The following is a 23,490-nucleotide window of genomic DNA, read 5'->3' on the forward strand; positions in this document are numbered from 1 at the left end:
CTTCGGGGCATCATTTCCGTCAGGCCCTTTCCGTGACCACCGCCTTCGCTTCCCTGCCGCTGTCCGCCGCCATGCGCGACAACCTCGCCGCCCTCGGCTACGCCGAGATGACGCCGATCCAGGCCGCCAGCCTGCCGCTGATCCTCGCGGGGCGCGACCTGATCGCCCAGGCCAAGACCGGCAGCGGCAAGACCGCCGCGTTCGGCATCGGCCTGCTGCACCCACTCAACCCGCGCTTCTTCGGCTGCCAGGCACTGGTGCTGTGCCCGACCCGCGAGCTGGCTGACCAGGTGACCAAGGAGCTGCGCCGCCTGGCCCGCGCCTCGGACAACATCAAGATTCTCACCCTCTGCGGCGGCGTGCCGCTGGGCCCGCAGATCGGCTCGCTGGAGCACGGCGCGCACATCGTCGTCGGCACCCCGGGGCGCATCCAGGAACACCTGCGCAAGGGCACCCTGAAGCTCGACGGCCTCAACACCCTGGTGCTGGACGAGGCCGACCGCATGCTCGACATGGGTTTCTTCGACAGCATCGCCGAGGTCATCGAGCAGACCCCGGCGCGACGCCAGACCCTGCTGTTCTCCGCCACCTACCCGGAAGGCATCGGCCAGCTGGCGGCGCGCTTCCTGCTCGAGCCGGAGCGGGTGCAGGTCGAGGCGCTGCACGACGACGGGCAGATCGAGCAGCGTTTCTACGAGATCGAGCCGAAGCAGCGCATGGAGGCGGTGATCCGCCTGCTGCGCCACTTCCGCAAGCAGCCGGCGGTGGCCTTCTGCGCCACCCGCCAGCAGTGCGACGAACTGGCCGCCCTGCTCGAATCGGAGAAGATTTCCGCCGCCGCCCTGCACGGCGACCTGGAGCAGCGCGACCGCGACCAGGTGCTGACCCTGTTCGCCAACCGCAGCCTCAGCGTGCTGGTGGCCACCGACGTCGCCGCCCGCGGCCTGGACGTCGCCGGCCTGGAACTGGTGATCAACGTCGAACTGGCGCGCGACCCGCAGGTGCACATCCACCGTATCGGCCGCAGCGGCCGCGCCGGCGAGAAGGGCCTGGCGTTGTCCCTGGTGACGCCGAGCGAGGCCCATCGCGCCCAGGCCATCGAGGAACTGCAGGGAGCGCCGCTGACCTGGCAACTGCTCGGCGAACTGAAGGACAAGGGCGAGCCGCTGCTGCCGCCGATGCACAGCCTGTGCATCGCCTCCGGGCGCAAGGACAAGCTGCGCCCCGGCGACATCCTCGGCGCGCTGACCGGCGACGCGGGCATCCCCGGCGACAAGGTGGGCAAGATCGCCATCTTCGATTACCAGGCCTACGTGGCGGTGGACCGCGCCGTCGCCCGCCAGGCCCTGCAGCGCCTGCAGAGCGGCCGGATCAAGGGACGCGCGGTCAAGGTACGGATGATCTAGAGGCGAGACGGCTATGCGCAACATCCTGGTTGTCGAAGACAGCCCCCTGGTACTGAAGATCCTCGACCACCTGTTCCGCCAGGAACCGGCGCTGCAGCCGCTGTTCTGCGCCTCGCTGGGCGAAGCCCAGGTACTGCTGGAAACGTCCTCGGCGCTGTTCTTCGCCGCCATCGTCGACCTCAACCTGCCGGACGCGCCGAACGGCGAGATCGTCGACCTGGTGATGCAGTACAACCTGCCCTGCATCGTGCTCAGTGGCTCCTACGACGAGCACCGGCGCGACGACCTGCTGCTCAAGGGCGTGGTCGACTACGTGCTGAAGGAGAGCCAGCACTCCTACGAATACGCCTTCCGCCTGCTGCACCGGCTGGAGAGCAACAGCCACGTGAAGATCCTGGTGGCGGAGGATTCCGAGGCCACCCGCCACTTCATCCGCCGGGTGCTGACCCCGCACCTGTACCAGATCATCGACGCCTGCGACGGCGACGAGGCGCTGCGCATCCTGCGCGAGCAGCCGGACATCGACCTGTTCCTGGTCGACCACAGCATGCCCGGGGTCAGCGGCTTCGAACTGGTCAAGCTGCTGCGGCAGAAGATGAAGCGCAACGAGCTGATCATCCTGGGCCTGTCGGCCGACGCCAAGGGCTCGCTCAGCGCCCTGTTCATCAAGCACGGCGCCGACGACTTCCTGCGCAAGCCGTTCTGCCCCGAGGAACTCAACTGCCGGGTGATGTCCTGCCTGGAGCGCCGCGACATGATGCGCGCGCTGAAACAGGCGGCGCTGTTCGACTCGCTGACCGGCCTGTACAACCGCCGCGCCTTCTACGAGCAGGGCGTGGATCTGATACGCCAGGCGCAGAAGGGCGGCCAGGACCTCAGCGTGGCGATGATCGACCTCGACCACTTCAAGACGATCAACGACGAGCACGGCCACGCCAGCGGCGACGCCGCCCTGCTGCAGTTCGCCCGCGCCCTGCGCCAGGCGTTCCCGGACACCCTGCTGGGACGCCTGGGCGGCGAGGAATTCGCCCTGGTCAGCCGTGTCGACGGCGAGACGGTGACCCACACCCTGGACACCCTGCGCCAGCACTGCGCCACCCTGAAGTACGCCCCCGGCGCGCCGCCGCTGGGCTTCAGCGCCGGCGTCTACCACGGCATACCGGACGACCTGGAGAGCCTGCTGCACCTCGCCGACATGCGCCTGTACCAGGCCAAGCGCAGCGGCCGCGGGCGCACCATCGCCAGCGCCCCTACAGGCCGTGACGCCTGAAGATGCGCCGGTAGCTGCCGTCGGCCTTCATCGCGGCGATGGCCGCGTCGAACTCGCGCACGATCTGCCGGTGCAGCGGATGGCTGCGGCGCAGCATGATGTGCAGGCCGTTCTCGCTGAGCGGCGTATCCACGAACTCCACCGCGCCGCGAATCTCCCGTAACCCGTGGCGCAGGTGGTAGCGGGCCACAAGCTCGTCCTCCAGGGTCAGCTGCACGCGCCCGGCCGCCAGCATCCGCGCGCCCATGGCGAACTCCAGCACCGGCACCCGGTCCAGCCCGGGCGCCTTGTCGAACGCCGGGTCGTAGCTGTAGCCGCGCACCACCGCGATGCTGAACGGCCTCAGGCTGTCCAGCCCACGAAACTCGAAGGGCTTGCCGGCGCGGCGCAGGAAGCGGATGCGGTTGACCAGGTAGGGCTCGGAGAACCGTCCGTAGCGGGCCCGCTCGGGGCTGTACCAGGCGGCGACCACCACGTCGTAGTCGCCCTGCTGGAACCCCCTCAGCGCCCTGGCCCAGGGCACTTCCACATATTCGGTGGTGTGCCCGGCCCGCTGCAGCGCAGCGCTCACCAGCTCTACCGCCAGGCCGTTGCCGGGCAGGCGCTGGTCGGTGAAGGGCGGCCAGGGATTGCCCGCCAGGCGCAGGTGCTCGGCCACGACCGGCTGCACCAGCAGCAGGGCGACCCACAGCACCGCGCCACGAAATCCGTTCATAACCGACATCCGACTGCAAAACATCCCAGAGTCCATTGACGTCTCAGCACATATCAAGCCGAAACGCAGGCAGACCCTAAGCCTAGCCAGACGGCCCCCATCACGCGCGGCGTACCTTCGTCGGCGAGCAGCAGGTCACAGACCCGGGAGAAAGGTTTTTCGGGCGTCGTCACAAAACTGGCACACCTTCTGCTTAGTATCAGGCAACTGCTTTTTTGGGGACCTTGGTACAGGCAGGCCGGGGAATCCCCTCTTTTACAAGCCAGGCACAAGGGCCACCCTCCGCGGTGGCCCTTGTGCTTTCCGGCGCGGCAAAACCCGGAAAACCACCCGCGACCACGGACCATGTGCCCTCCGCGCCGCCAGTGGCAGAAGCCAACCCGGGCGGTGGACCGTGACCCCATCCAGTGCAGCGTGCCCAAATCCGATGCACCGTTGCGCTCTACGGCGCGTCCATCCGAGCCTCGATCACCAGCCGCCAGTCGTCGGCGGACGGCAGCGCCCGGTCCAGCACCCGAAGCCCCTCTCCCAGGCCGACCAGCAGGACGTGGACATCGCCGCCACGGGGCTCCACCCGCCAGGACAGGCTGCCGCCCGGCCCCGTCACGCGGCCGCTGCGCGGCTCGCCCGACAGCCGGGTATCCGCCAGGACCAGACTCACCGCGCCGGGTGCCTCGACACGGCGGTACTCCAGCGGACGTTCCGAGACAAGCTGCAGGCGCAGCGCGCCGGCCTCGCTTTCCACCATCACCTGCAGCGGCGGCGCCTGGCGCTGGGGCGGGGCGCCGCCCCAGGGAATCTGGCCGTTGACCACGCGCCCGATCATCAGGCCGATCAGCACGGCCAGCAGCATCACGGCCAGGTACCAGACACTGCCGCGACGCAGGCGCTCGATGCGCTCCCGGCGGGCGATGCGGGCATCCGCCCGCGCCTGCGGATCGTCCTCGACATGCGCGTCCGTTCTTCTGGCGAACCAGGCCAAGGCGATTCCCCCACCGCAAAGAGCCGCCGTCGCGCGGAATGGCGCCGGCGGCGATGTAGAATAGCGGCCCCGGTCCTGTCGAGCCCCGCCCATGTTTCATGTTGTACTGTTCCAGCCGGAGATTCCTCCGAACACCGGCAACATCATCCGCCTCTGCGCCAACACCGGCTGCCACCTGCACCTGATCGAGCCACTGGGCTTCGAACTGGACGACAAGCGCCTGCGCCGTGCGGGCCTGGACTACCACGAATACGCCACGCTGAAGCGCCACGCATCGCTGGCCGACTGTATCACGGACGTCCGGCCCGACCGGGTGCTGGCCTTCACCACCAAGGCCAGCCACGGCTATGCCCAGATGAGCTACCGCGCCGGCGACCTGCTGCTGTTCGGCCCGGAAAGCCGCGGCCTGCCCGCCGACGTGCTGGCGCAGATCCCGGACGAGCAGCGCCTGCGCATGCCCATGCGCCCCCAGTGCCGCAGCCTCAACCTGTCCAACGCGGTGGCCGTGGTGGTCTACGAGGGCTGGCGCCAGCTGGATTTCGCCGGAGCCTGAAACGCAGAAGCCGCCTTGCGGCGGCTCCTCGACAGCGGCGGGCGATCAGGCCTGGGCGCCGGCTGCTTCCTGCTGACGCTGCAGCTCCTGGGCGTACAGGGCGTCGAAGTTCACCGGCGACAGCATCAGGGCCGGGAAGGAACCACGGATGACCAGGCTGTCCAGGGTCTCGCGGGCATAGGGGAACAGGATGTTCGGGCAGAAGGCGCCCAGGGTGTGGCTCATGGAAGCCGGGTCCAGGCCCTGGATCAGGAAGATGCCGGCCTGCTGCACTTCAGCGATGAAGGCGATGTCTTCGCCGGTCTTCACGGTGACCGACAGGGTCAGCACCACTTCGAAGAAGTTGCCGTCCAGCTGGCGCTGCTTGGTGTTCAGGTCCAGGGCGACGCTCGGGGCCCACTCCAGGCGGAAGATCTCGGGGCTCTTCGGCGCCTCGAAGGACAGGTCCTTCACATAGATGCGCTGCAGGGAAAACTGAGGGCCTTCGTTGTTCTCGACGGCGGCGCCGTTGGTTGCTTGTTCAGTCATGGCAGTTCTTCTGTACTAGGGGTTTCTGAAAGGGTTCAGGAGCCGAGCAGCGCGTCGAGCCGGCCGGCGCGCTCCAGGGCGAAGAGATCGTCGCAACCGCCGACGTGGGTGGTGCCGATCCAGATCTGCGGCACCGAGGTGCGCCCGGCCTTGCGGGTCATCTCGGCACGCACGTCCGGCTTGCCGTCCACGCTGATCTCGCGGAAGGCCACGCCCTTGCCGGTCAGCAGCTGCTTGGCGCGGATGCAGTAGGGGCACCAGGCGCTGGAGTAGACGACCACCTCGGTCATGTCACTTGACCACCGGCAAGTTGTCGCCGCGCCAGGTGGCGATGCCGCCGGACAGCTTGGCGGCGGTGAAGCCGGCCTTCTTCAGGTCGCGGGCGACGCTGCCAGCGTGCTGGCCCATGGCATCGACCACGATGATGGTCTTGGCCTTGTACTTCTCCAGCTCCGAGAGACGGCCAGCGACCTTGTCGAACGGAATGTTCAACGCGTCGACGATATGGCCGGCGGAGAAGTCCTTGCTGTTGCGAATGTCCAGCACCACGCCTTCGTCCCGGTTCACCAGCGCGGTCAGCTCGCGGCTCGACAGGCTCTGCCCGCCCTTGCGCAGCTCGGTGACCAGCAGCAGCACCGCCAGCACGACGAAGCATCCACTCAATACATAGTGGTTAGTGGCAAATTCAATCAGTTGGGCCAGCATCGCGAGGTTCCAAAGCCTAAAATGGCGGCCAGTATACACAGCGCGCCCATCGGGCCAAGCCCCGCCCGGCGGTGACGCAGCGGGCGTTCCGCCGGTAGAATGCCCGACCTTTTTGATCACCACAGCGAGCCAGCCTTCATGAGCGCCACGCCCAAACCCCTGGTCCTGATCATCCTCGACGGCTTCGGCCACAGCGACAGCCCCGAATACAACGCCATCCACGCCGCCCGCACCCCGGTCTACGACCGCCTGCGCGCCACTTTCCCGCACGGCCTGATCTCCGGCAGCGGCATGGACGTGGGCCTGCCGGACGGGCAGATGGGCAACTCCGAGGTCGGTCACATGAACCTCGGCGCCGGCCGCGTGGTGTATCAGGACTTCACTCGGGTGACCAAGGCGATCCGCGATGGCGAGTTCTTCGAGAACGCCGAGATCAACGCCGCGGTGGACAAGGCGGTGGGCGCCGACAAGGCCGTGCATATCCTCGGCCTGCTCTCCGACGGCGGCGTGCACAGCCACCAGGACCACATCGTGGCCATGGCCGAGCTGGCCGCCCGGCGTGGCGCCGAGAAGATCTACCTGCACGCCTTCCTCGACGGCCGCGACACCCCGCCGAAGAGCGCACAGCCCTCGCTGGAGCTGCTCGACGCCACCTTCGCCCGCCTCGGCAAGGGCCGCATCGCCAGCCTCACCGGCCGCTACTTCGCCATGGACCGCGACAACCGCTGGGATCGCGTCGAGCAGGCCTACCACCTGATCGTCGAGGGCCAGGGCCAGTTCGCCGCCGCCAGCGCCGTCGAGGGCCTGGCAGCCGCCTACGCGCGCGGCGAGAGCGACGAGTTCGTCAAGGCCACCACTGTCGGCGCGCCGGTGAAGGTGGAGGACGGCGACGCCGTGGTGTTCATGAACTTCCGCGCCGACCGCGCCCGCGAGCTGACCCGCGCCTTCGTCGAGCCCGGCTTCAAGGAATTCGAGCGCAAGCGCGTGCCGCAACTGGCCGGCTTCGTCATGCTGACCCAGTACGCCGCCACCATCCCGACGCCCAGCGCCTACAAGCCGGAACCGCTGACCAACGTGCTCGGCGAGTACCTGGCCAACAACGGCAAGACCCAGCTGCGCATCGCCGAGACCGAGAAGTACGCCCACGTCACCTTCTTCTTCTCCGGCGGCCGCGAAGAGCCCTTCGCCGGCGAGGAGCGCATCCTGATCCCGTCGCCCAACGTCGCCACCTACGACCTGCAGCCGGAGATGAGCGCGCCGGAAGTGACCGACAAGATCGTCGACGCCATCGACAACCAGCGCTTCGACGTGATCGTGGTCAACTACGCCAACGGCGACATGGTCGGCCACACCGGCGTGTTCGAGGCGGCGGTCAAGGCCGTGGAGACCCTGGACACCTGCGTCGGTCGCATCGTCGAGGCGCTGGACAGGGTCGGCGGCGAGGCCCTGATCACCGCCGACCACGGCAACGTCGAGCAGATGGAAGACGAGTGCACCGGCCAGGCGCACACCGCCCACACCTGCGAGCCGGTGCCCTTCATCTATGTCGGCAAGCGCCCGGCGCGCATCCGCGAAGGCGGCGTGCTGGCCGACGTGGCGCCGACCCTGCTGACCCTGATGGGCATGCCGGTTCCGGCGGAAATGACCGGCACCACCATCGTCCAGCTGCAATAACCCGGAGCAATCCGTGAAACGCTCGCCGGCTGCCGCCTGCGGGCGTTTTTTTTGCGCGGCGCCACGGGCATACTAGGCCGTCCCTCGCTCCAGGTGCCCGCATCGCCCATGTTCCGCGCCCTCGCCCTCGTACTCCTGTCCTGCCTTGTCGTCCCGGCCTTCGCCGACGAGAAGGCGGAAACCCAGAAGCAGCTGGAAGCTGCCCGCGCCGACGTGGCCGAGCTGAAGAAACTGCTGGAGAAGCTGCAGCAGGAGAAATCCGGCGTGCAGAAGGAACTGCAGCGCACCGAGAAGGAAATGGGCGGCCTGGAGAAACAGGTCAAGGGCCTGGAAGGCGAGCTGAAGAAGAGCGAGGAAGAGCTGAAGCGCCTCGACCAGGAGAAAAAAAAACTCCAGCAGTCGCGCCTTGAGCAGCAGCGGCTGATCGCCATCCAGGCGCGCGCCGCCTACCAGAGCGGCCAGCGGGAACCGCTGCGCCTGCTGCTCAACCAGCAGCAGCCGGAGCAGTTCTCGCGCAACCTTACCTACTACGACTACCTGGGCAAGGCCCGCCTGGAGCAGCTCGGCGCCTTCAACGAGACCCTGCGCCAGCTGGCCAACGTCGAGCAGGACATCGCCAGCCAGCAGGCCCAGCTGCAGGAGCAGAAGAGCGCCCTGGACACCCGTCGCGGCGAACTGGCCAACGTGCGCAAGGAGCGCCAGGTGGCGCTGGCCAAGCTGAACAAGGAATACGGCGCCGGCGACCGCAAGCTCAAGGCGCGAGAGCAGGAACAGATCGAGCTATCCCGCGTTCTCAAGACCATCGAGGAAACCCTGGCCCGCCAGGCCCGCGAAGCCGAGGAGGCACGCCGCCTGGCCGCGCTCGAGGCGCAGAAGGCACGCGAGTCCGGCAGGCCCACCGCCCCGTCCGGTCCGGCGGTCTCCAGCGACGGCGCGGCCTTCGGCGGTCCCTTCGCCAAGGCCAAGGGCAAGCTGCCGTGGCCGGTCAATGGTCGGCTGGTGGCGCGCTTCGGCTCACCGCGTGCCGGCGATTCACGCTCCACCTGGGACGGCGTGCTGATCGGCGCCGGCGCCGGCAGCCAGGTGCACGCGGTGCACGGCGGGCGCGTGGTATTCGCCGACTGGTTGCGTGGCGCCGGGCTTCTGGTCATCCTCGATCACGGGAACGGTTACCTGAGCCTGTATGGTCACAATCAGAGCCTGTTGAAGGACGCCGGCGACATCGTCAAGGCAGGAGAAGCCATCGCCACGGTCGGCACCAGCGGTGGCCAGGATACCCCGGCGCTGTACTTCGCCATCCGCCAGCAGGGCCGCCCGAGCGACCCCGCGCAGTGGTGCCGCGCCCAGGGCTGACGGCCAGCCACCGTCGGTGCCTCATTACATTGGGAGTTCACATGCAGCAATTCCGTCGCCTCACCCCCATCGCCCTGGCCCTCGGCCTGCTGCTCGGCGGCACGGCCGCGGCGGCCGCAGAAGTGGTCGAGGCGCCCGCCACCGCGACCGACGCCAAGGCACCGCTGCCGCTGGACGAGCTGCGTACCTTCGCCGAGGTGATGGATCGCATCAAGGCCGCCTACGTGAAGCCGGTGGACGACAAGACCCTGCTGGAGAATGCCATCAAGGGCATGCTCAGCAACCTCGACCCGCACTCGGCCTACCTCGAGCCGGAAGCCTTCGCAGAGCTGCAGGAAAGCACCAGCGGCGAGTTCGGCGGTCTCGGTATCGAGGTCGGTACCGAGGACGGCTTCATCAAGGTGGTCTCGCCGATCGACGATACGCCTGCCTCCAAGGCCGGCATCCAGCCGAGCGACCTGATCGTCAAGATCGACGGCCAGCCGACCAAGGGCATGTCGCTGATGGAAGCCGTGGACAAGATGCGCGGCAAGGCCGGCAGCAAGATCAGCCTGACCCTGGTGCGCGAGGGCGGCCGCCCGTTCGACGTGGAACTGACCCGCGCGGTGATCAAGGTGCGCAGCGTGAAGAGCCAGATGCTTGAGGACGGCTACGGGCTGATCCGCATCACCCAGTTCCAGGTCAACACCGGCGAGGAAGTCGGCAAGGCCCTGGCCAAGCTGCGCAAGGACAACGGCAAGAAGCTGCGCGGCCTGGTGCTGGACCTGCGCAACAACCCCGGCGGCGTGCTGCAGGCCGCGGTCGAGGTGGCCGATCACTTCCTCAAGCAGGGCCTGATCGTCTACACCGAGGGCCGCATCGCCAACTCCGAGCTGCGCTTCAACGCCGACCCGGTCGACGCCAGCGAGGGCGTGCCGCTGGTGGTGCTGATCAACGGCGGCAGCGCCTCGGCCTCGGAGATCGTCGCCGGCGCCCTGCAGGACCACAAGCGCGGCGTGCTGATGGGTACCGACAGCTTCGGCAAGGGCTCGGTGCAGACCGTGCTGCCGCTGAACAACGACCGCGCACTGAAGCTGACCACCGCCCTCTACTACACGCCCAACGGCCGCTCCATCCAGGCCCAGGGCATCATCCCGGACATCGAGGTGACGCGCGCCAAGCTGACCCGCGAGGATGGCGGCGAACTGATCAAGGAAGCCGACCTGGCCGGCCACCTGGGCAACGGCAACGGCGGCGAAGACCGCCCGACCGGCAGCCGCAAGAAACAGGACCCGCGCCCGCAGGACGACGACTACCAGCTGAGCCAGGCGCTCAACCTGCTCAAGGGGCTGAGCGTCACCCGCGGCGACTGACGCCGGGGGCGGAAACGAAAAAACCGGGCAATGCCCGGTTTTTTCCTGGTGGTGCACTCATTACGTATTGCAGCAGCCACGCTACTCTGACCATCTCCGTAGGTGCTAGCTCTCCAGCGAAGTCTTTGTGCGCAACCATGCTCAAGCAGAGTTCGCTCCTACAGCCCTGAAAGAGACCTAAGGGCAAAGCCGGCAAACAGATTGCTGCTATGCGCAAATTGCCATGCATCGTCTACGGCACACTGACATCCGGTGAATCCCTCGCCCCAGAACTCACCATTACTCGGTGCGAGACAAAACGGTATCTACCGGAGCCGAAAGCTTTAAGCTTGCGTCTTTCCACTTGCCGCCCACAGCTACTTCCATGCGCCTATCCCGCTTCTTCATCGACGCCCCGCTCTCCCTCGGCCAGCACGAGCTGCCCGAGGCCCAGGCCCACTACATCGGCCGCGTGCTGCGGCATGCGGCAGGCGACGCCGTGCAACTGTTCGACGGCAGCGGCCGGGAATACCTGGGCGAGCTGGTCGAGGTCGGCAAGAAGACGGTTCGGGTCGAACTGCGCGAACAGCTGGATGGCCTGGCCGAGTCGCCGCTGCACATCCACCTGGGCCAGGGCCTGTCGCGGGGCGAGCGGATGGACTGGGCGATCCAGAAGGCCACCGAGCTGGGCGTTACGGAAATCACTCCCATCGTCTCCGAACGCTGCGAGGTGCGACTGAAGGACGAACGTGCCGACAAGCGCCTGGCCCACTGGCGCCAGGTGGCGATCAGCGCCTGCGAGCAGTGCGGCCGTTCGGTGCTGCCGACGATCCATGCGCCGCAGACGCTGGCCGAGTGGCAGGCCGGCGTGCAGGCCGAACTGAAACTGGTCCTGCATCCGGTGGCCGCGCCGCTGGAAAGCCATGCCAAGCCGCAGACCCTGGCCTTCCTGATCGGCCCCGAGGGCGGCCTGACCGATGCCGAGGTGGAGCAGGCCAAGGGCGCCGGCTTCCAGGCCGCCCGCCTCGGTCCGCGAGTGCTGCGCACCGAGACCGCGCCGGTGGTGGCGCTCAGCGTGGCCCAGCAGCTGTGGGGCGACTTCTGACCTAGAGCCCGCGCAGGGTCAGCCCGGCCAGGGCCAGCAGAAGCAGGCCGCAGCCGGCATAGCTGATGCGATGCCAGAGCGCCGAGGTGTTGCGCCGCAGCCAGTCCACCAGCGCCGCGCAGACGAAGCACCAGAGCAGCGAGGCGAACATGAAGCCGGCGAAGAACACCGCCATCTGCGCCCGGCTCGGCGTGCCCTCGACCATCCCCGCCAGGGCGCTGCCCAGGGCGCCCCAGAACACGATGTTCTTCGGGTTGGAAAGCGACAGCAGCGCGCCGGCGCCGAAGGCGTTGCGCCCCCGGGTGTCGCCGCTCGCCTCCTGGACCGGCGGGTTCCAGGCGTCGCGCAGCCCCTGCAGGCCGAGCCAGGCCAGGTAGACCGCGCAGGCGATGGTCAGCGGCACCCGCACGCTGTCCTGGGCCAGCAGCAGGACCAGGCTGGTCAGGCCGATCAGCGCCCAGACCGCGTCGCCGATCAGCGAGCCGAGCTGCACCAGCAGCGCCGGGCGGAAACCGCCGATCAGGCCGCGCCGCAGGGTCTCGCTGAACACGGCGCCGGGAGATGCGCAGAAGGCCAGGCCGAACAGCATGGCGGCAAGGAAGATGGCCAGCATGGGAAAGCTCCGCAGTCACGAATGGCGCGGATTATCGCCGCGCCAGGGTCGCCGGGCTTGGACCGGATTGCGGCGGGCGAAACTCAGCGCCGGACGAACGCCTGGTATCGCCCCGGGCTGAGGCCATAGGCGGCGCGGAAGTGACGGTTGAGATGGCTCTGGTCGGCGAAGCCCAGGGCGTGGGCGACCTCGCCGGCCGGCAGGCCCAGGCGCAGCAGGCCCTGGGCGCGGCGGGTGCGTAACTGCATGGCCCACTGCCGAGGGCTGAGCCCGGTGTGCTTCTGGAAGCTGCGCAGCAGGTGGAACTTGGAGAGCCCGAGTTCCGCGGCCATCTCGTCCAGGCCGGGCGTGCGCTCCAGGCGCGCCGCCAGCAGCTCCTGCAGCCGCGCCACGGCGACAGGGCCCATGTCCCGCGCCGCGGTCAGGCGCACCCCGGCGCCAGCGACGATGCGGCCGAGCAGCAGGGTCACGCCCTCTTCGCCACGTTCACGCAGCAGTGGGTCGTCGCTCAGGCAGGCTTCCACCGCGCGGGCCAGGTCGACGGCCAGGGACGGCGTCTGCTGCAGCGGGCGCTCGAACTGCAGTTCGGCCCGCCCCAGGCTCTCGGCCAGCTGCGCGGGCGCCAGGTACAGGCCGACATAGCGCCAGGGCTGCCCCTCGGCGACGCCGCCGCCCTGAATCTCTCCGGGGTTGTAGGTGGTGATGGCGCCGACGCCGGCCGTGAAGCGACGGCCATCCAGCCAGATATGCTCTTCGCCGAGCAGGTTGGCGCCGATGACGAATTCGTCGTGGCTGTGCTTCTCGAACTGCTGGCCCGGCAGGCAGCTGCTGGCGACCTCCAGGTCGCCGAGTCGCGCCAGCCGAACGCCGCTCACGTCAGATCAGGCCGGCATCCGCCAGCTTCTGCTCCAGCGCGACCAGATCGGGAATCTTCACCACGGCCTCGCCGAGCTGCACAGCGTCCAGTTCGAGCGGGGCCAGGCTGGTGCTGGCGCGCTGCAGGCTGCTGTCGACCTTCAGCGAGCGCGGGATGCCCTGCACCAGCAGGGCGATGAACTTGACCCTGTCGCGGCCGCCCAGGGCATTGAGCACGGCCACCCGCACACCCGGGCCGATCTGCGGCTGGCCGTCGGACGCGGCCTCGAAGGACAGCAGCGGCAGCTGCAGGTCGCGCCACGGCACCTGGCCGAGGAACCAGGACGGCAGCCCCGGGGTGACCTGGGGCGGACGGTAGGGGATCAGCTCGGCGACCGTGACGTTGGGCAGCAGCAGGGTTCTGTCGGCCAGCGGCACCAGCAACCCGGTGAGGCTGCTGACGCTGTTCTGGCTGGCGATGGCTTGGCTCATGGCGGCTCCTTGAAAGACGGCGAGGCCGTTACTGGCACTGCTCGGCCAGGTGGGCGACCAGGGCGGCGGCCAACTCGCGCGGGTCGCCGCTGAAGCTGCTGTAGCCACCTTCGCGCAGGCTGTCGGGCATGCTCGGGCTGGCACAGCTGTCGGCCTTCTGGGTCCAGATCACACCACCCTGGCGGCGCACGTAGGCGGCGGCGGCGCTGCCGTCGCTGCCCATGCCGCTGAAGGCGATCACGCCGCAGTTGGTGCCGTACTGCTGGGCCAGGTTGAGCATCATCTGGTCGATCGAGGGGCTGTAGGGTTCGGGCCAGCCGCGGTCGGCCACCTGCATGGAGCCGTCCTCGGTGAAGCCCAGCTCATGGGCGATGGGCGCCACCACCACTTCGCCGCAGCGCACGGCGTCACCGTTGCGCGCCGGGTTGACGTGCCACTGGCTGTGCCGGCCGACAGCCTGGGGCAGCGCCGTCTCGAAGGCGGCGTCGATGTGCTGGGCATAGACGAAGCCGATCGGCAGGCCGCCCGGGAGCGCGTCGAGGAATTCCTTGACCGCCGCGGGGCCGCCGAGGGAGGCGGCCAGCAGCCAGACCTGGCGGGCCGGCTCGCCGGCCACCAGCGGGGTGCCGGCCAGCGCGGCCGGCAGCTCCAGGCGACTGGGGCGCTGCGCCTCGGCCAGCAGGGCCTCCAGGCTCGGGCCGATGGCCTGGGCCGGGTCGCCGACCAGGCGCTTGAGCTTGCCGAACAGGCGGCGTTCCCAGCGCGGGTAATTCTCGGAGTGGCGCTCCGGGGCATGGCCCTCGCCGAACAGCACCGGGGCGCTGGCCTTCTCCAGCAGGTTGTCGACCAGCGGCGAGTCCTCCGACTGGGCCAGGTCGACCAGCCACAGGTCGGCGTCGCAACCGGCCAGGGCCTCTTCGTCCAAACGCGCGGGGTCGCTGTTGAGCACCACCTGGTAGCCGCTGCCGGACAATGCCTGCTGCAGCACGTGGCGCTGCAGCGAGGTGTCGGCGATGACCGCGATACGAGCAGCAGTTCTGTCAGCCATTGGCCTTGTCCTTGACCAGTTTCTGGATGTTGTCGAGCAGGTCCGACTCCTGGTAGGGCTTGCCGAGGTATTCGTTGACGCCGATGGCCATGGCCCGCTCGCGGTGCTTCTCGCCGGTCCGCGAGGTGATCATGATGATCGGCAGGTCCTTGAGGCGCTCGTCGTGGCGCACCAGGGTCGCCACCTCGAAGCCGTCCATGCGCGGCATCTCGATGTCCAGCAGCATGATGTCCGGGCGGTGCTCCTGCAGCTGGGCGATGGCATCGACGCCGTCCTTCGCGGTCAGCACGTTCATGCCGTTGCGTTCCAGCAGGCGGCTGGTGACCTTGCGCACGGTGACGGAGTCGTCCACCACCATGACCAGGGTCGGCCGCGCGGCATCGCTCTCGCTCGCCGCCACCGACTCCTGGCTGGCCAGGCGTGGCGCCTGGACCTGGCCGAGCAGGTGGGCGTGGCGTACACGGATGTTCGCCAGCAGGTCGAGAATCACCACCACGCGGCCGTCACCGAGGATGGTCGCGCCGGAGATACCATGCACCCCGGCGAACTGCGGGCCGAGGCTCTTCACCACGATCTCGCGGGAACCGGCCAGGCCGTCCACCTGCACCGCCACCGCGTGTTCGCTGGAACGCACCAGGATCACCGGCAGCGGCAGGCTCTGGCCCACCAGCTTGGGCTGCTGGCCGTTGTTCAGCAGGTCGCCCAGGTACTTCAGCTCGTAGGCCTGGCCGGCGTACTCGAAGCGCGGTGCATCGGGGCCGTAGTAGGCCTCCAGTTCGTACGGCGAGACCCGCACGATACCCTCGATGGTGTTCAGCGGGATGGCGTAGAAGTCCTCGCCGGAGGTGACCATCAGCGCCCGGTTGACCGATACGGTGAACGGCAGGCGGATCAGGAAGCGGGTGCCCTCGCCGACCGTCGACTCGATGCTCATCGAGCCGCCGAGCTGCTTCACCTCGGAGTGGACCACGTCCATGCCGACGCCACGGCCGGAAATCTGGGTGACCTTCTCGGCGGTGGAGAAGCCGGCCTCGAGAATGAACTGCAGGATCTCGTGATCGCTGAGGTCGCTGTCCTCGGTCATCAGGCCACGCTCGATGGCCTTGCGCCTGACCGCTTCGAGGCGGATGCCGCCACCGTCGTCGGCCAGGGTCAGGAGGATGTCGCCACCCTCGCGGCCGAGGCTGAGGCGGATGTTGCCGGCCTCGGGCTTGCCGGCGGCGCGGCGCTTGTCGGCCGGCTCGATGCCGTGGTCGACGGCGTTGCGCAGCATGTGCTCCAGCGGCGCGACGATGCGTTCGAGCACGGTGCGGTCCATCTCGCCTTCGGCGTTGCCGACGTGGAAGTCGACCTGCTTGCCCAGCTCGCCGGCCACCTGGCGGACAATCCGGCGCAGGCGCGGCACCAGGCGGTCGAACGTCACCATGCGGGTGCGCATCAGACCTTCCTGCAGCTCGGTGTTGACCCGCGCCTGCTGCAGCAGCAGGGTCTCGGCGTCGCGGTTCTTCGCCGCCAGGGTCTCCTTCAGGTCGAGCAGGTCGGACGCGGACTCGAACAGGGCGCGCGACAGCTGCTGCAGCTGCGAGTGGCGGTCCATCTCCAGGGGGTCGAAATCTTCGTAGCCGGCCCGCTCTGCCTCGGCCTGGTAGCGGCTGAGGATCTGCGCCTGAGTCTCGGTGTCGAGGCGGCGCAGCTGGTCGCGCACCCGCTCGATGGTGGCTTCCATCTCGCCGAGGGTGAAGCCGACGTCGCTCACCTGCTGCTCGACCCGGCCGCGGAAGATGGAGGTCTCACCGGCCAGGTTGACCAGCCCTTCGAGCAGCTCCGCCGGCACCTTGACCAGCTCCTGCGGCGCACGCTGGGCGGCGGCGCGGGCGGCCGCCTCGGCGGCGCGCTCGACGAAAGGCAGCACCTTGACCTGCTGGGCCTGCTGCGGCTGGCTGCTGGCGGCGACGATCGGCGTGCTCAGGGTGACCGGCACCGGCTCGGCGGCCGGCTGCTCGGCCTTCGGTGCCTGCTCGTCGGCCGCCTGGCTGTCGTCCAGGCGCTTGCGCAGTTGGTCGAGTTCGCCCTGGAGACCTTCGAAGCCGGACTGCACGTCGAGGAACAGGCTGTCCGGCCAGGGCGCGCCCTGTTGCTGGGCCTCGGTCAGGTGCTGCTCGATGTCGTGGCTGAGATCGCCCAGGCGCTTCTGCCCGGCCAGCCGCGCACCGCCCTTGAGGGTGTGCAGGATGCGCAGCAGTTCGTCGATGGCCTTGCCGTTCTCGCGGTCGGCCTCCCAGTGGCCGATGGCGGCCTCCATGGCCTCCAGCAGGTCGTCGCCTTCTTCCAGGAAGATGTCGAGGATGTCCGCCTCGGCACCGGCGTCCTCTTCCACCACCGGCTGCAGGTGCACGCTGGTGGGTACGCTCAGTTGGGCATTCGGGTCCGCGCGAAAGCGCCGGATGGTTTCGATCAGCGCCAGGCCATCGGGCACGGCGCGGTTGCCACGCACCGCGTCGAGCATTTCGGAGAGCCGGTCGTGGCAGGCCTGCAACAGGCCGAACAGCTCGCCGCCGGCCTTCAGGCGACCGTCGCCGACGCCTTCGTAGAGGAATTCCAGCTCGTGGGCCAGGTCGCCGATCTCGCGGATCTCGGCCATCCGCGCACCGCCCTTGAGGGTGTGCAGGTCACGCTGCAGGGCTTCCACTTCGAGGGTGTTGTCGACGTCAACCATCCACCGCTGCAGGGCCGCGGCGGCGCTGTCCATGATGTCGAAGCCTTCCTCGAGGAAGATCTCGACCAGTTCGGGATCGCGATCCACCGGCGCGGCGACAGGCGCGACCAGTGCCGGGGGCGGGCTCACCGGCTCGGGCTCGGGCTCGGGCTCGGGCTCGGGCTCGGGCTCGGGCTCGGGCTCGGGCTCGGGCTCGGGCTCGGGCTCGGGGGCAGCATCGGCGGGCGGAGTCTCTTGCGCAAGCGGCACCAGGTCTTCGGCGCCCAGGGCGGGCAGGGACTCGTCCAGGTGCCACTCTTCCGAAGTCAGCGCCGGCAATGCTTCCGGCAGCGCCTCGGTCGGTAGCTCGACGGATTCGATGTGCAGTTCGGGCAGCTCGTCCATCTGCGGCGCCACGAATTCGGCATCGGCCAGTTCGCCCAGGTCCATCTCCGGTGACTCGGCGACGGGCGCCTCGGGTTCGGTGGTGGGTTGATCCTCGGGCGTCTCCGATCCCAGGGCGGGCAGGGATTCGTCCAGGTGCCACTCTTCCGCGGTCATCGCCGGCAATGCTTCCGGCAGTTCCTCGGCCGGCGGCTCAACGGACTCGATGTGCAGTTCGGGCAGCTCGTCCATCTGCGGCGCCACGAAGTCGGCACCGGCCAGCTCACCCAGGTCCATTTCCGGCGACTCGTCCCGCGCCTCGGTCGGCTGCGGCAGCGAGTCGTCAGGATTCCATTCGTCCAGGCTCAGCGACGGCAGCTCGTCGGCCGGAAGATCGCCGGAAGGCTCGATGTCCACCAGGGGCAGATCATCCGGCGTGAGGGCGACGAAGTCAGCCTCGACCGACTCACCCAGGTCGATTTCCGCCAGGGGCAACTCCGGCTCCTGAGCCGGCTCGGCCGGTTGCGGCTGCTCGTCCGCATCACGCTGTGCGCTTTCGCTGCTTGCCGAGAAACTCGGCGCGGCTATCGTGCCGCTCTGGCGAAAGGAGCGTATCGCGTCGATCAGTACCGATGAGTCCAGCAACGGCTGGCCGCGCTGCAACTGTTCGAGCACGATGGCGAGGCGGTCGTGGCTCTGCTGCAACAGATCGGCCAGGGGCGGCGAATAACTGAAGCGACGGTCGACCAGCCCTTCGTAGAGCGATTCCAGCTCGTGGGCCAGGTCGCCGATGGCGCTGATTTCCGCCATGCGCGCACCACCCTTGAGGGTGTGCAGGTCGCGTTGCAGCGACGACAGGGCGAGGGTGCTGTCCGGGTCGCTCAGCCAGCGGTCGAGGGCCTGTCCGGCGCTGTCGAGGATGTCGACGGCCTCTTCCAGGAAGATCTCCACCATCTCGGCGTCGAGGTTCTCCGGCATGCTGGCCAGCGGCGCGGCCGGCGCCGGCTGAGTGCTCGGCAGGGGCTCGGGCTGCGCGGTCGGGAACGGCTCGATCTCGGGTTCCGGCTCGGGTTCCGGCAGCGCTTCGGCCTGAGGCTCGGCGGGCAGCTCGTCCAGCTCCACGACTTCCAGGCCGATGGCGTTGTCGGTATTCAGCAGCGCCAGGGTGGCCGGGTTCAGGGCTTGGGCCAGCAGGTCGCGCAGGGCGGCGACGCGCTCGGGCTGCGGGCTGACCTGCAGGGCGGCGGCGACCTGGTCCATCATGCCGATCAGCGCCTCATGGGCGGCCTCGGCCTCGGCGAAGAAGTGCTCGCTGACCGCCAGGCGACCGTCCAATACCGCCTGGTACAGGGCCAGCAGGGCCTGGCACAGCTCGTCGATCTGCGGCAGCTCGGCCATCTCGGCGCCGCGGCCGAGGGTGGTCAGCTCTTCCAGCAGAGCGGACAGTTCCTGCTGCTCGCTGGGATGCTCGCGCCATTTGCGCAGCAGGTCCTCGGCATCCAGCAGGATGTCCATGCCTTCGGCGAGGAAGATGGAGATCAGCTGCGGATCGCGCTGGTCCTGCTGCTCCAGGCGCGCGCTCTCGGCGCCCTCCAGGCGGGCGTGGTGCAGCTTGTGGACCCGCTCGAGAAACTCGGCGGCCCCCGGGATCGGCGCCAGCGGCTGGCTTTCCAGCTGCTCCAGGCCGGCGCGGAACAGGTGCTCGGCGTCGCGCAGCAGTTCGGCTTCGCCGAGGTCCACCCTGATCAGATTGGTCTTGAACTCCTTGACCAGCTTCTCCAGCGGCGTGGCGATCTCGGCGATCGGCAGGATGCCGGCCATGTGCGCGCTGCCCTTGAGCGTGTGCAGGGCGCGCTGCAGGTCGTCGGTCACCGGCTGCGGCAGTTCCTGGGCGCAATCGGCCAGGAAGCCCACCAGGGTGTCCAGATGGGTCTCGGCCTCGTTGCGGAAGATCTCAAGCAGCAGCGGGTCGAGGGGCTCGTCGTTAGTGCCGCTCTGGAACGCTTCAGGCGCCGGCAGCTCGACAACGACTTCGGCTTCGACCGCTTCCTCTACTACCGCGTCGGCCACCTGCGCGCTCTGCGGCTCGACGACCTCCGGCTCGCTGGCGAAGCTCGGCAGCTGACCACGGGCCAGGGCGTGGGCGGTGGCGGCCAGGCGGTCGACGTCGTCACGCTGGCGCTGGGCCTTGGCGGCGAACTCGTCGACCAGTGCCGGCATCAGCGCCACCACGTCGGCAATCACCTGCTGCACCGGCTGGTCGGGCTGAATGCTGCGATCCAGCACGCGGTTGAGCATGTTCTCGATGGACCAGCCCAGTTCGCCGATGATCAGGGCGCGGACCATGCGGCCGCTACCCTTGAGGGTGTGGAAGGCACGCCGCACTTCGGTCAGCGCGTCCTTGTCGTCGGTATCCGCGCGCCATTGCGGCAGGTATTCGTTGATGGTCTCGAGAACCTCGCCGACTTCCTCGATGAAGACCTCGAGCAGTTCCTCGTCCACCGGCTCTTCGTCGGCTGGCGGCGGCAACAGGCTCGGCGGCACGTCCTGGGCAGGCGGATTGATCGCCTGCACCGGAGCGGCCATCACCTCGGCCATGGTCATCGGCTTGTCGACCGCGGGCTGGGCCGGCTCGGGCTCGAGCGGCGCGCTCGGCAGATCGACTTCCGGCAGTTCGAGATCGGCAATCTCCAGCTCATCCCATTGCGTCGGGGTGCTGTCGAGACTCAGCTCCTCGCCATCGAGCGACAGCTCCGGCAGGTTCTCGTCCAGCGCCGGCAGTTCAGCGGCGCCCGGCAGCTCGCCGGCTTCCGTGATAAAGGCGCTGTCTAGGGTGAATTCTTCCGGCTCGCCGGACAGCGCGGGGAGATCATCCGCGGCCACCCGTTCGAGCGGCGCATCCAGGCTCAGGTCGATGCCGGCGGACTCATCCGACTCGGCCTCGCCCAGGCTCCAGTTATCGTCGGACACCAGCAGCTCGCCGGCGTCCTCGGCCGGCAGTTCGGCGAACTCGACGCTCAGTTCTTCGCTCGCTTCCTCGAGAGACAGTGCGGGCAGCTCCGCGAGTTCCAGCGGCGGCTCTTCCGCCAGCGGCTCCGCGAAGGAAGCCTCTTCGGCGGCCAGCACTTCGATTTCCTGCAGCGGGTCGGCCAGCGGTGCCGGCGCTTCCTCGCGCGGTTCGATGCGGTCGAGGATCGACGGCTTTTCCTTGAGCGGGTAGCCCAGGCTCTCCAGGCTTTCCTCGGCGACGTCGAGGATCAGGTCGCCCTGGGTCGCGTGGTCTTCGGCCAGGCGCTCGAGGTAGTACTCGACGCTGGTGATGGCGTCGGCCAGGGTGTCCAGGTTCTGCCAGTTGGGTACGGCCTTGCGTACCAGCAGCTGCTCCTGAATGTAGCGGGTACAGGCCTGCAGCAGCGCGGCGGCGCGGGCCAGCGGAATCATCGCCAGGCCGCCGCGGACCTGGGTCAGCAGCTCCGGCACGCGGGCCAGGTGCTCGTGGTTCCATTGCGAGGCGATGAACTCGATGATCGCGTCCTTGGCCTGTTCCAGCCCGGTGCGCGCTTCCTTGATCACCAGCTGGTGGATCTGCGCCACGTCGGTGGTCGGCAGGTGGCTCTGCTCGCTCCGCTGGTCGTCGGCGGGGCCGACCATGCCGGCCAGGGTGGCCTCGACATAGAGCAGCGCGCCGGCCACGTCCATCAGCACCGCGTCGTTCGGCTCGCGCTGGCCGAGGGACAGGGCATGCACCACATCGATCTGGTCGAGGATGACCTTGCGCGGCTGGCCGAAGCCGAGCACGGCCAGGGTGTCGCCGATCTGCTTGAGCGGCGCCAGCAGGGCATCCAGCTCGGCGACCTGCTTGCGGTCGCTGCGTACGAACAGGTCGAGACTGTCCTTGACCCGTACCAGCTCCTCGCACAGCGCACCGACCACCGAACGCATGGCGTCGCGGTCCGGCCCGGCCAGGCGGGCGCGCTCCTCGTCCACCACGCCGCTGTCGGGCAGCGCGTCGTCGAGGCGGTACTGATCCTTGAGGGCACGCAGGCGCGGCGACTGCGCCGACGACTTGGCGACGTAGAACAGCAGGTTCTTGGTCAGTTCGTCCGGCGCACGCTGGTTGATCCCGTCGGCGCCCTGGTCGACCAGGCGCTTGAGTTCCTTGTCCACCTGGCGCAGCAGGGTACGCACCGAGGCGCTGTTACCCACGCTGCCGTTGGCCAGGCCCTCGACCAGGCCGGAGGCGATCTGCCACAGGGCGCCGAGCGGAGCTTCCTTGCACAGGGTTTCCAGGCGCGCGAACACGCGCGCCATGTAGCCGAGATTGGTGGCCAGGTCCTGGTTGCGGATCACCCCGACCAGGGCCATCTGCAGCATCTGCCGCAGCTTGCGCAGCAGCACCGGCAGTTCGGCGGAGCGCAGCTTGTCCAGCGAGTCGAGAGGCAGCGCCGGCAGGCGGGTGGACAGGTCGGGGGAGAACAGGCTGGTTTCCGACAGCAGGTTCTCGCCGCGGGCGGCACGCAGGTCGTTGAGCAGCGGCAGCACCACCATCGGCAGGTCGCGGCGCGCACTCTGGATGCGATCGAGGTAGGCCGGCAGCTGCAGGATCGCCTGCATCAGCACTTCCAGCGCTTCGTTCTGGTTGCCCACGCGGCTGTCCAGCAGCGCCTGGGTCAGCTGTTCCATTTCCTCGGCGAGCAGGGCCGCGCCGTAGAACTCGACCATCTGCAGGGTGCCATGGACCTGGTGCACGTAGGTCTGGCAGAAACGCATGCGCGTGGCGTCCTGCGGGTTCTCGACGAACGCCTCCAGGGCCTGACGCGCCTGCTTCAGGGTTTCCGCGATCTCGCCTTTGACCCATTCCAGGGCGACATAATCGTGCCGATCACCCATACCTGCTCCAGTCATTCTTGTCTTAGCCCTTGCGGGTAAACGCCAGAACCCGCTCGTCGGCCACCGGCACCAGGTCCGGATGCTGCCAACCGATCACTTCACCCACGCCCACCACCAGCAAGCCCCCTGGCACCAGGCGTTCGGCCAGGCGGTTGAGGATTTCCCGACGACGCCAGCGGCGGAAGTAGATCAGCAGGTTCTGGCAAAAAATTACGTCCATGCCGGATTGCGGCGCCTTGGCCAGCTCCAGCACATTCAGCCTGGCGGCGCAGACACGCGCCGCCAGGTCCGGCACCACCTTGTAACGACCATCGTCCTGGGCGAGGAAGTAGCGCTCGCACAGGTCACTGTCCATCTGTTCCAGCTTGCGCGCGCCGTAGACCGCCTCGCGCGCCTTGTTCAGCGCGCTCAGGCTGATATCGGTGCCGGTGACGCCGAACTGCCGGTCGCTGCCGGCCCCCTCCAGTATCTCGGCGACGCTGATCGCCATCGAGTAGGGCTCCTCGCCGCTGGAGCAGCCGACGCTCCAGAGTGCCAGAGGTCGCGGCGACTCGTCCGTGACCAGGCGCCCGCGCAGGTAACTTTCCAGCACATCGAAGGATGGGCGGTGACGAAAGAAACGGGTTTCCTGCACGGTGAGACGATCCAGCAGGGTCGACCACTCTACCGCCCCGCGCGGGCCGTCGGTGACCTGGCGGTAGTAGCTGGCGTAGTCGTCGACACCCAGTTCGCGCATCCGCGCGGTCAGGTTGGTCTGCAGGAAGGCCCGGCGCTGCTCGTTGATCACGACGCCGGTACGTTCTTCCAGCAGTGCCTGCCAGTCGCGGAACTCTCCCTGCGACATGTCGGCCATGGGTTTCAGGGCCCAGACGCCGCTTGGCTGCATGCCTT

General features: G+C 68.5%; 18 protein-coding genes. 7 read left to right on the top strand and 11 right to left on the bottom strand.

The window, feature by feature from the left end; all coding sequences use genetic code 11:
* Positions 1 to 32: 32 nt before the first annotated feature.
* Positions 33 to 1,406 carry an ATP-dependent RNA helicase DbpA gene (gene dbpA / locus N7640_RS02045; protein WP_279901625.1) on the top strand — a complete coding sequence of 458 codons (1,374 nt, stop codon included), beginning with the start codon at positions 33 to 35 and terminating at the stop codon, positions 1,404 to 1,406.
* A gap of 13 nt (positions 1,407 to 1,419) precedes the next feature.
* Positions 1,420 to 2,676, top strand: a complete 1,257-nt coding sequence (locus N7640_RS02050) for a diguanylate cyclase (RefSeq protein ID WP_220813734.1) — start codon at positions 1,420 to 1,422, stop codon at positions 2,674 to 2,676.
* Here N7640_RS02050 and N7640_RS02055 read toward each other — a convergent pair.
* Together N7640_RS02055 and N7640_RS02060 are read right to left on the bottom strand one after the other, a co-directional pair.
* On the bottom strand, positions 2,657 to 3,391 hold the full coding sequence (locus N7640_RS02055) for a transporter substrate-binding domain-containing protein (protein WP_279901624.1): 735 nt from the start codon (positions 3,389 to 3,391) through the stop codon (positions 2,657 to 2,659). The genes N7640_RS02050 and N7640_RS02055 overlap by 20 nt on opposite strands.
* A 442-nt stretch (positions 3,392 to 3,833) precedes the next feature.
* Positions 3,834 to 4,373, bottom strand: coding sequence for a hypothetical protein (locus N7640_RS02060; RefSeq protein ID WP_279901623.1), 540 nt, complete (start codon positions 4,371 to 4,373; stop codon positions 3,834 to 3,836).
* 91 nt (positions 4,374 to 4,464) lie between these two features.
* Between N7640_RS02060 and trmL the strand changes: the two genes are divergently transcribed.
* A complete protein-coding gene (trmL, locus tag N7640_RS02065) occupies positions 4,465 to 4,926 on the top strand; it encodes a tRNA (uridine(34)/cytosine(34)/5-carboxymethylaminomethyluridine(34)-2'-O)-methyltransferase TrmL (protein ID WP_279901622.1) in 462 nt (153 codons plus the stop codon).
* A gap of 45 nt (positions 4,927 to 4,971) precedes the next feature.
* Here trmL and secB read toward each other — a convergent pair whose 3' ends face one another.
* Genes secB through N7640_RS02080 form a run of 3 tightly spaced genes read right to left on the bottom strand, consistent with a single transcriptional unit; the run spans position 4,972 to position 6,159 of the window.
* Positions 4,972 to 5,454 (bottom strand): protein-export chaperone SecB, encoded by a 483-nt coding sequence (gene secB / locus N7640_RS02070; protein WP_220813730.1) that lies wholly within the window; start codon positions 5,452 to 5,454, stop codon positions 4,972 to 4,974.
* A gap of 35 nt (positions 5,455 to 5,489) precedes the next feature.
* Complete coding sequence (grxC, locus tag N7640_RS02075) at positions 5,490 to 5,744, bottom strand: glutaredoxin 3 (RefSeq protein WP_279901621.1); 255 nt, start codon at positions 5,742 to 5,744, stop codon at positions 5,490 to 5,492.
* 1 nt (position 5,745) lies between these two features.
* A complete protein-coding gene (locus N7640_RS02080; RefSeq protein WP_220813728.1) occupies positions 5,746 to 6,159 on the bottom strand; it encodes a rhodanese-like domain-containing protein in 414 nt (137 codons plus the stop codon).
* A 138-nt stretch (positions 6,160 to 6,297) separates the two neighbouring features.
* Between N7640_RS02080 and gpmI the strand changes: the two genes are divergently transcribed.
* From gpmI to N7640_RS02100, 4 genes are all read left to right on the top strand, one after another.
* The gene (gene gpmI, locus N7640_RS02085; protein ID WP_279901620.1) at positions 6,298 to 7,833 is read left to right on the top strand and encodes a 2,3-bisphosphoglycerate-independent phosphoglycerate mutase; all 1,536 of its coding nucleotides are present in this window, start codon (positions 6,298 to 6,300) and stop codon (positions 7,831 to 7,833) included.
* 108 nt (positions 7,834 to 7,941) lie between these two features.
* Positions 7,942 to 9,186, top strand: a complete 1,245-nt coding sequence (locus N7640_RS02090; protein ID WP_279901619.1) for a murein hydrolase activator EnvC — start codon at positions 7,942 to 7,944, stop codon at positions 9,184 to 9,186.
* A gap of 41 nt (positions 9,187 to 9,227) precedes the next feature.
* Positions 9,228 to 10,538 carry a S41 family peptidase gene (locus tag N7640_RS02095; RefSeq protein WP_279901618.1) on the top strand — a complete coding sequence of 437 codons (1,311 nt, stop codon included), beginning with the start codon at positions 9,228 to 9,230 and terminating at the stop codon, positions 10,536 to 10,538.
* A 364-nt stretch (positions 10,539 to 10,902) separates the two neighbouring features.
* Positions 10,903 to 11,622: a 16S rRNA (uracil(1498)-N(3))-methyltransferase gene (locus N7640_RS02100; protein WP_279901617.1), complete on the top strand. Its 720-nt coding sequence runs from the start codon at positions 10,903 to 10,905 to the stop codon at positions 11,620 to 11,622.
* A gap of 1 nt (position 11,623) precedes the next feature.
* Here N7640_RS02100 and N7640_RS02105 read toward each other — a convergent pair whose 3' ends face one another.
* The 6 genes from N7640_RS02105 to N7640_RS02130 all read right to left on the bottom strand — a co-directional run bounded on the left by N7640_RS02105 (position 11,624) and on the right by N7640_RS02130 (position 23,485).
* Positions 11,624 to 12,235, bottom strand: a complete 612-nt coding sequence (locus N7640_RS02105; protein ID WP_279901616.1) for a LysE family translocator — start codon at positions 12,233 to 12,235, stop codon at positions 11,624 to 11,626.
* Between the two features lie 83 nt (positions 12,236 to 12,318).
* Positions 12,319 to 13,110, bottom strand: coding sequence for an AraC family transcriptional regulator (locus N7640_RS02110; protein WP_279901615.1), 792 nt, complete (start codon positions 13,108 to 13,110; stop codon positions 12,319 to 12,321).
* 1 nt (position 13,111) lies between these two features.
* The gene (locus N7640_RS02115) at positions 13,112 to 13,582 is read right to left on the bottom strand and encodes a chemotaxis protein CheW (protein WP_279901614.1); all 471 of its coding nucleotides are present in this window, start codon (positions 13,580 to 13,582) and stop codon (positions 13,112 to 13,114) included.
* A gap of 28 nt (positions 13,583 to 13,610) precedes the next feature.
* Complete coding sequence (locus tag N7640_RS02120) at positions 13,611 to 14,630, bottom strand: chemotaxis protein CheB (protein ID WP_279901613.1); 1,020 nt, start codon at positions 14,628 to 14,630, stop codon at positions 13,611 to 13,613.
* The gene (locus N7640_RS02125) at positions 14,623 to 22,599 is read right to left on the bottom strand and encodes an Hpt domain-containing protein (RefSeq protein WP_279901612.1); all 7,977 of its coding nucleotides are present in this window, start codon (positions 22,597 to 22,599) and stop codon (positions 14,623 to 14,625) included. The genes N7640_RS02120 and N7640_RS02125 overlap by 8 nt, the downstream gene beginning before the upstream one ends.
* Before the next feature lie 22 nt (positions 22,600 to 22,621).
* Complete coding sequence (locus N7640_RS02130) at positions 22,622 to 23,485, bottom strand: protein-glutamate O-methyltransferase (RefSeq protein WP_220815721.1); 864 nt, start codon at positions 23,483 to 23,485, stop codon at positions 22,622 to 22,624.
* Positions 23,486 to 23,490: the final 5 nt, after the last annotated feature.

This window comes from Pseudomonas sp. GD04015, from assembly GCF_029837675.1.
GTDB classification, from domain to species: domain Bacteria; phylum Pseudomonadota; class Gammaproteobacteria; order Pseudomonadales; family Pseudomonadaceae; genus Aquipseudomonas; species Aquipseudomonas paralcaligenes.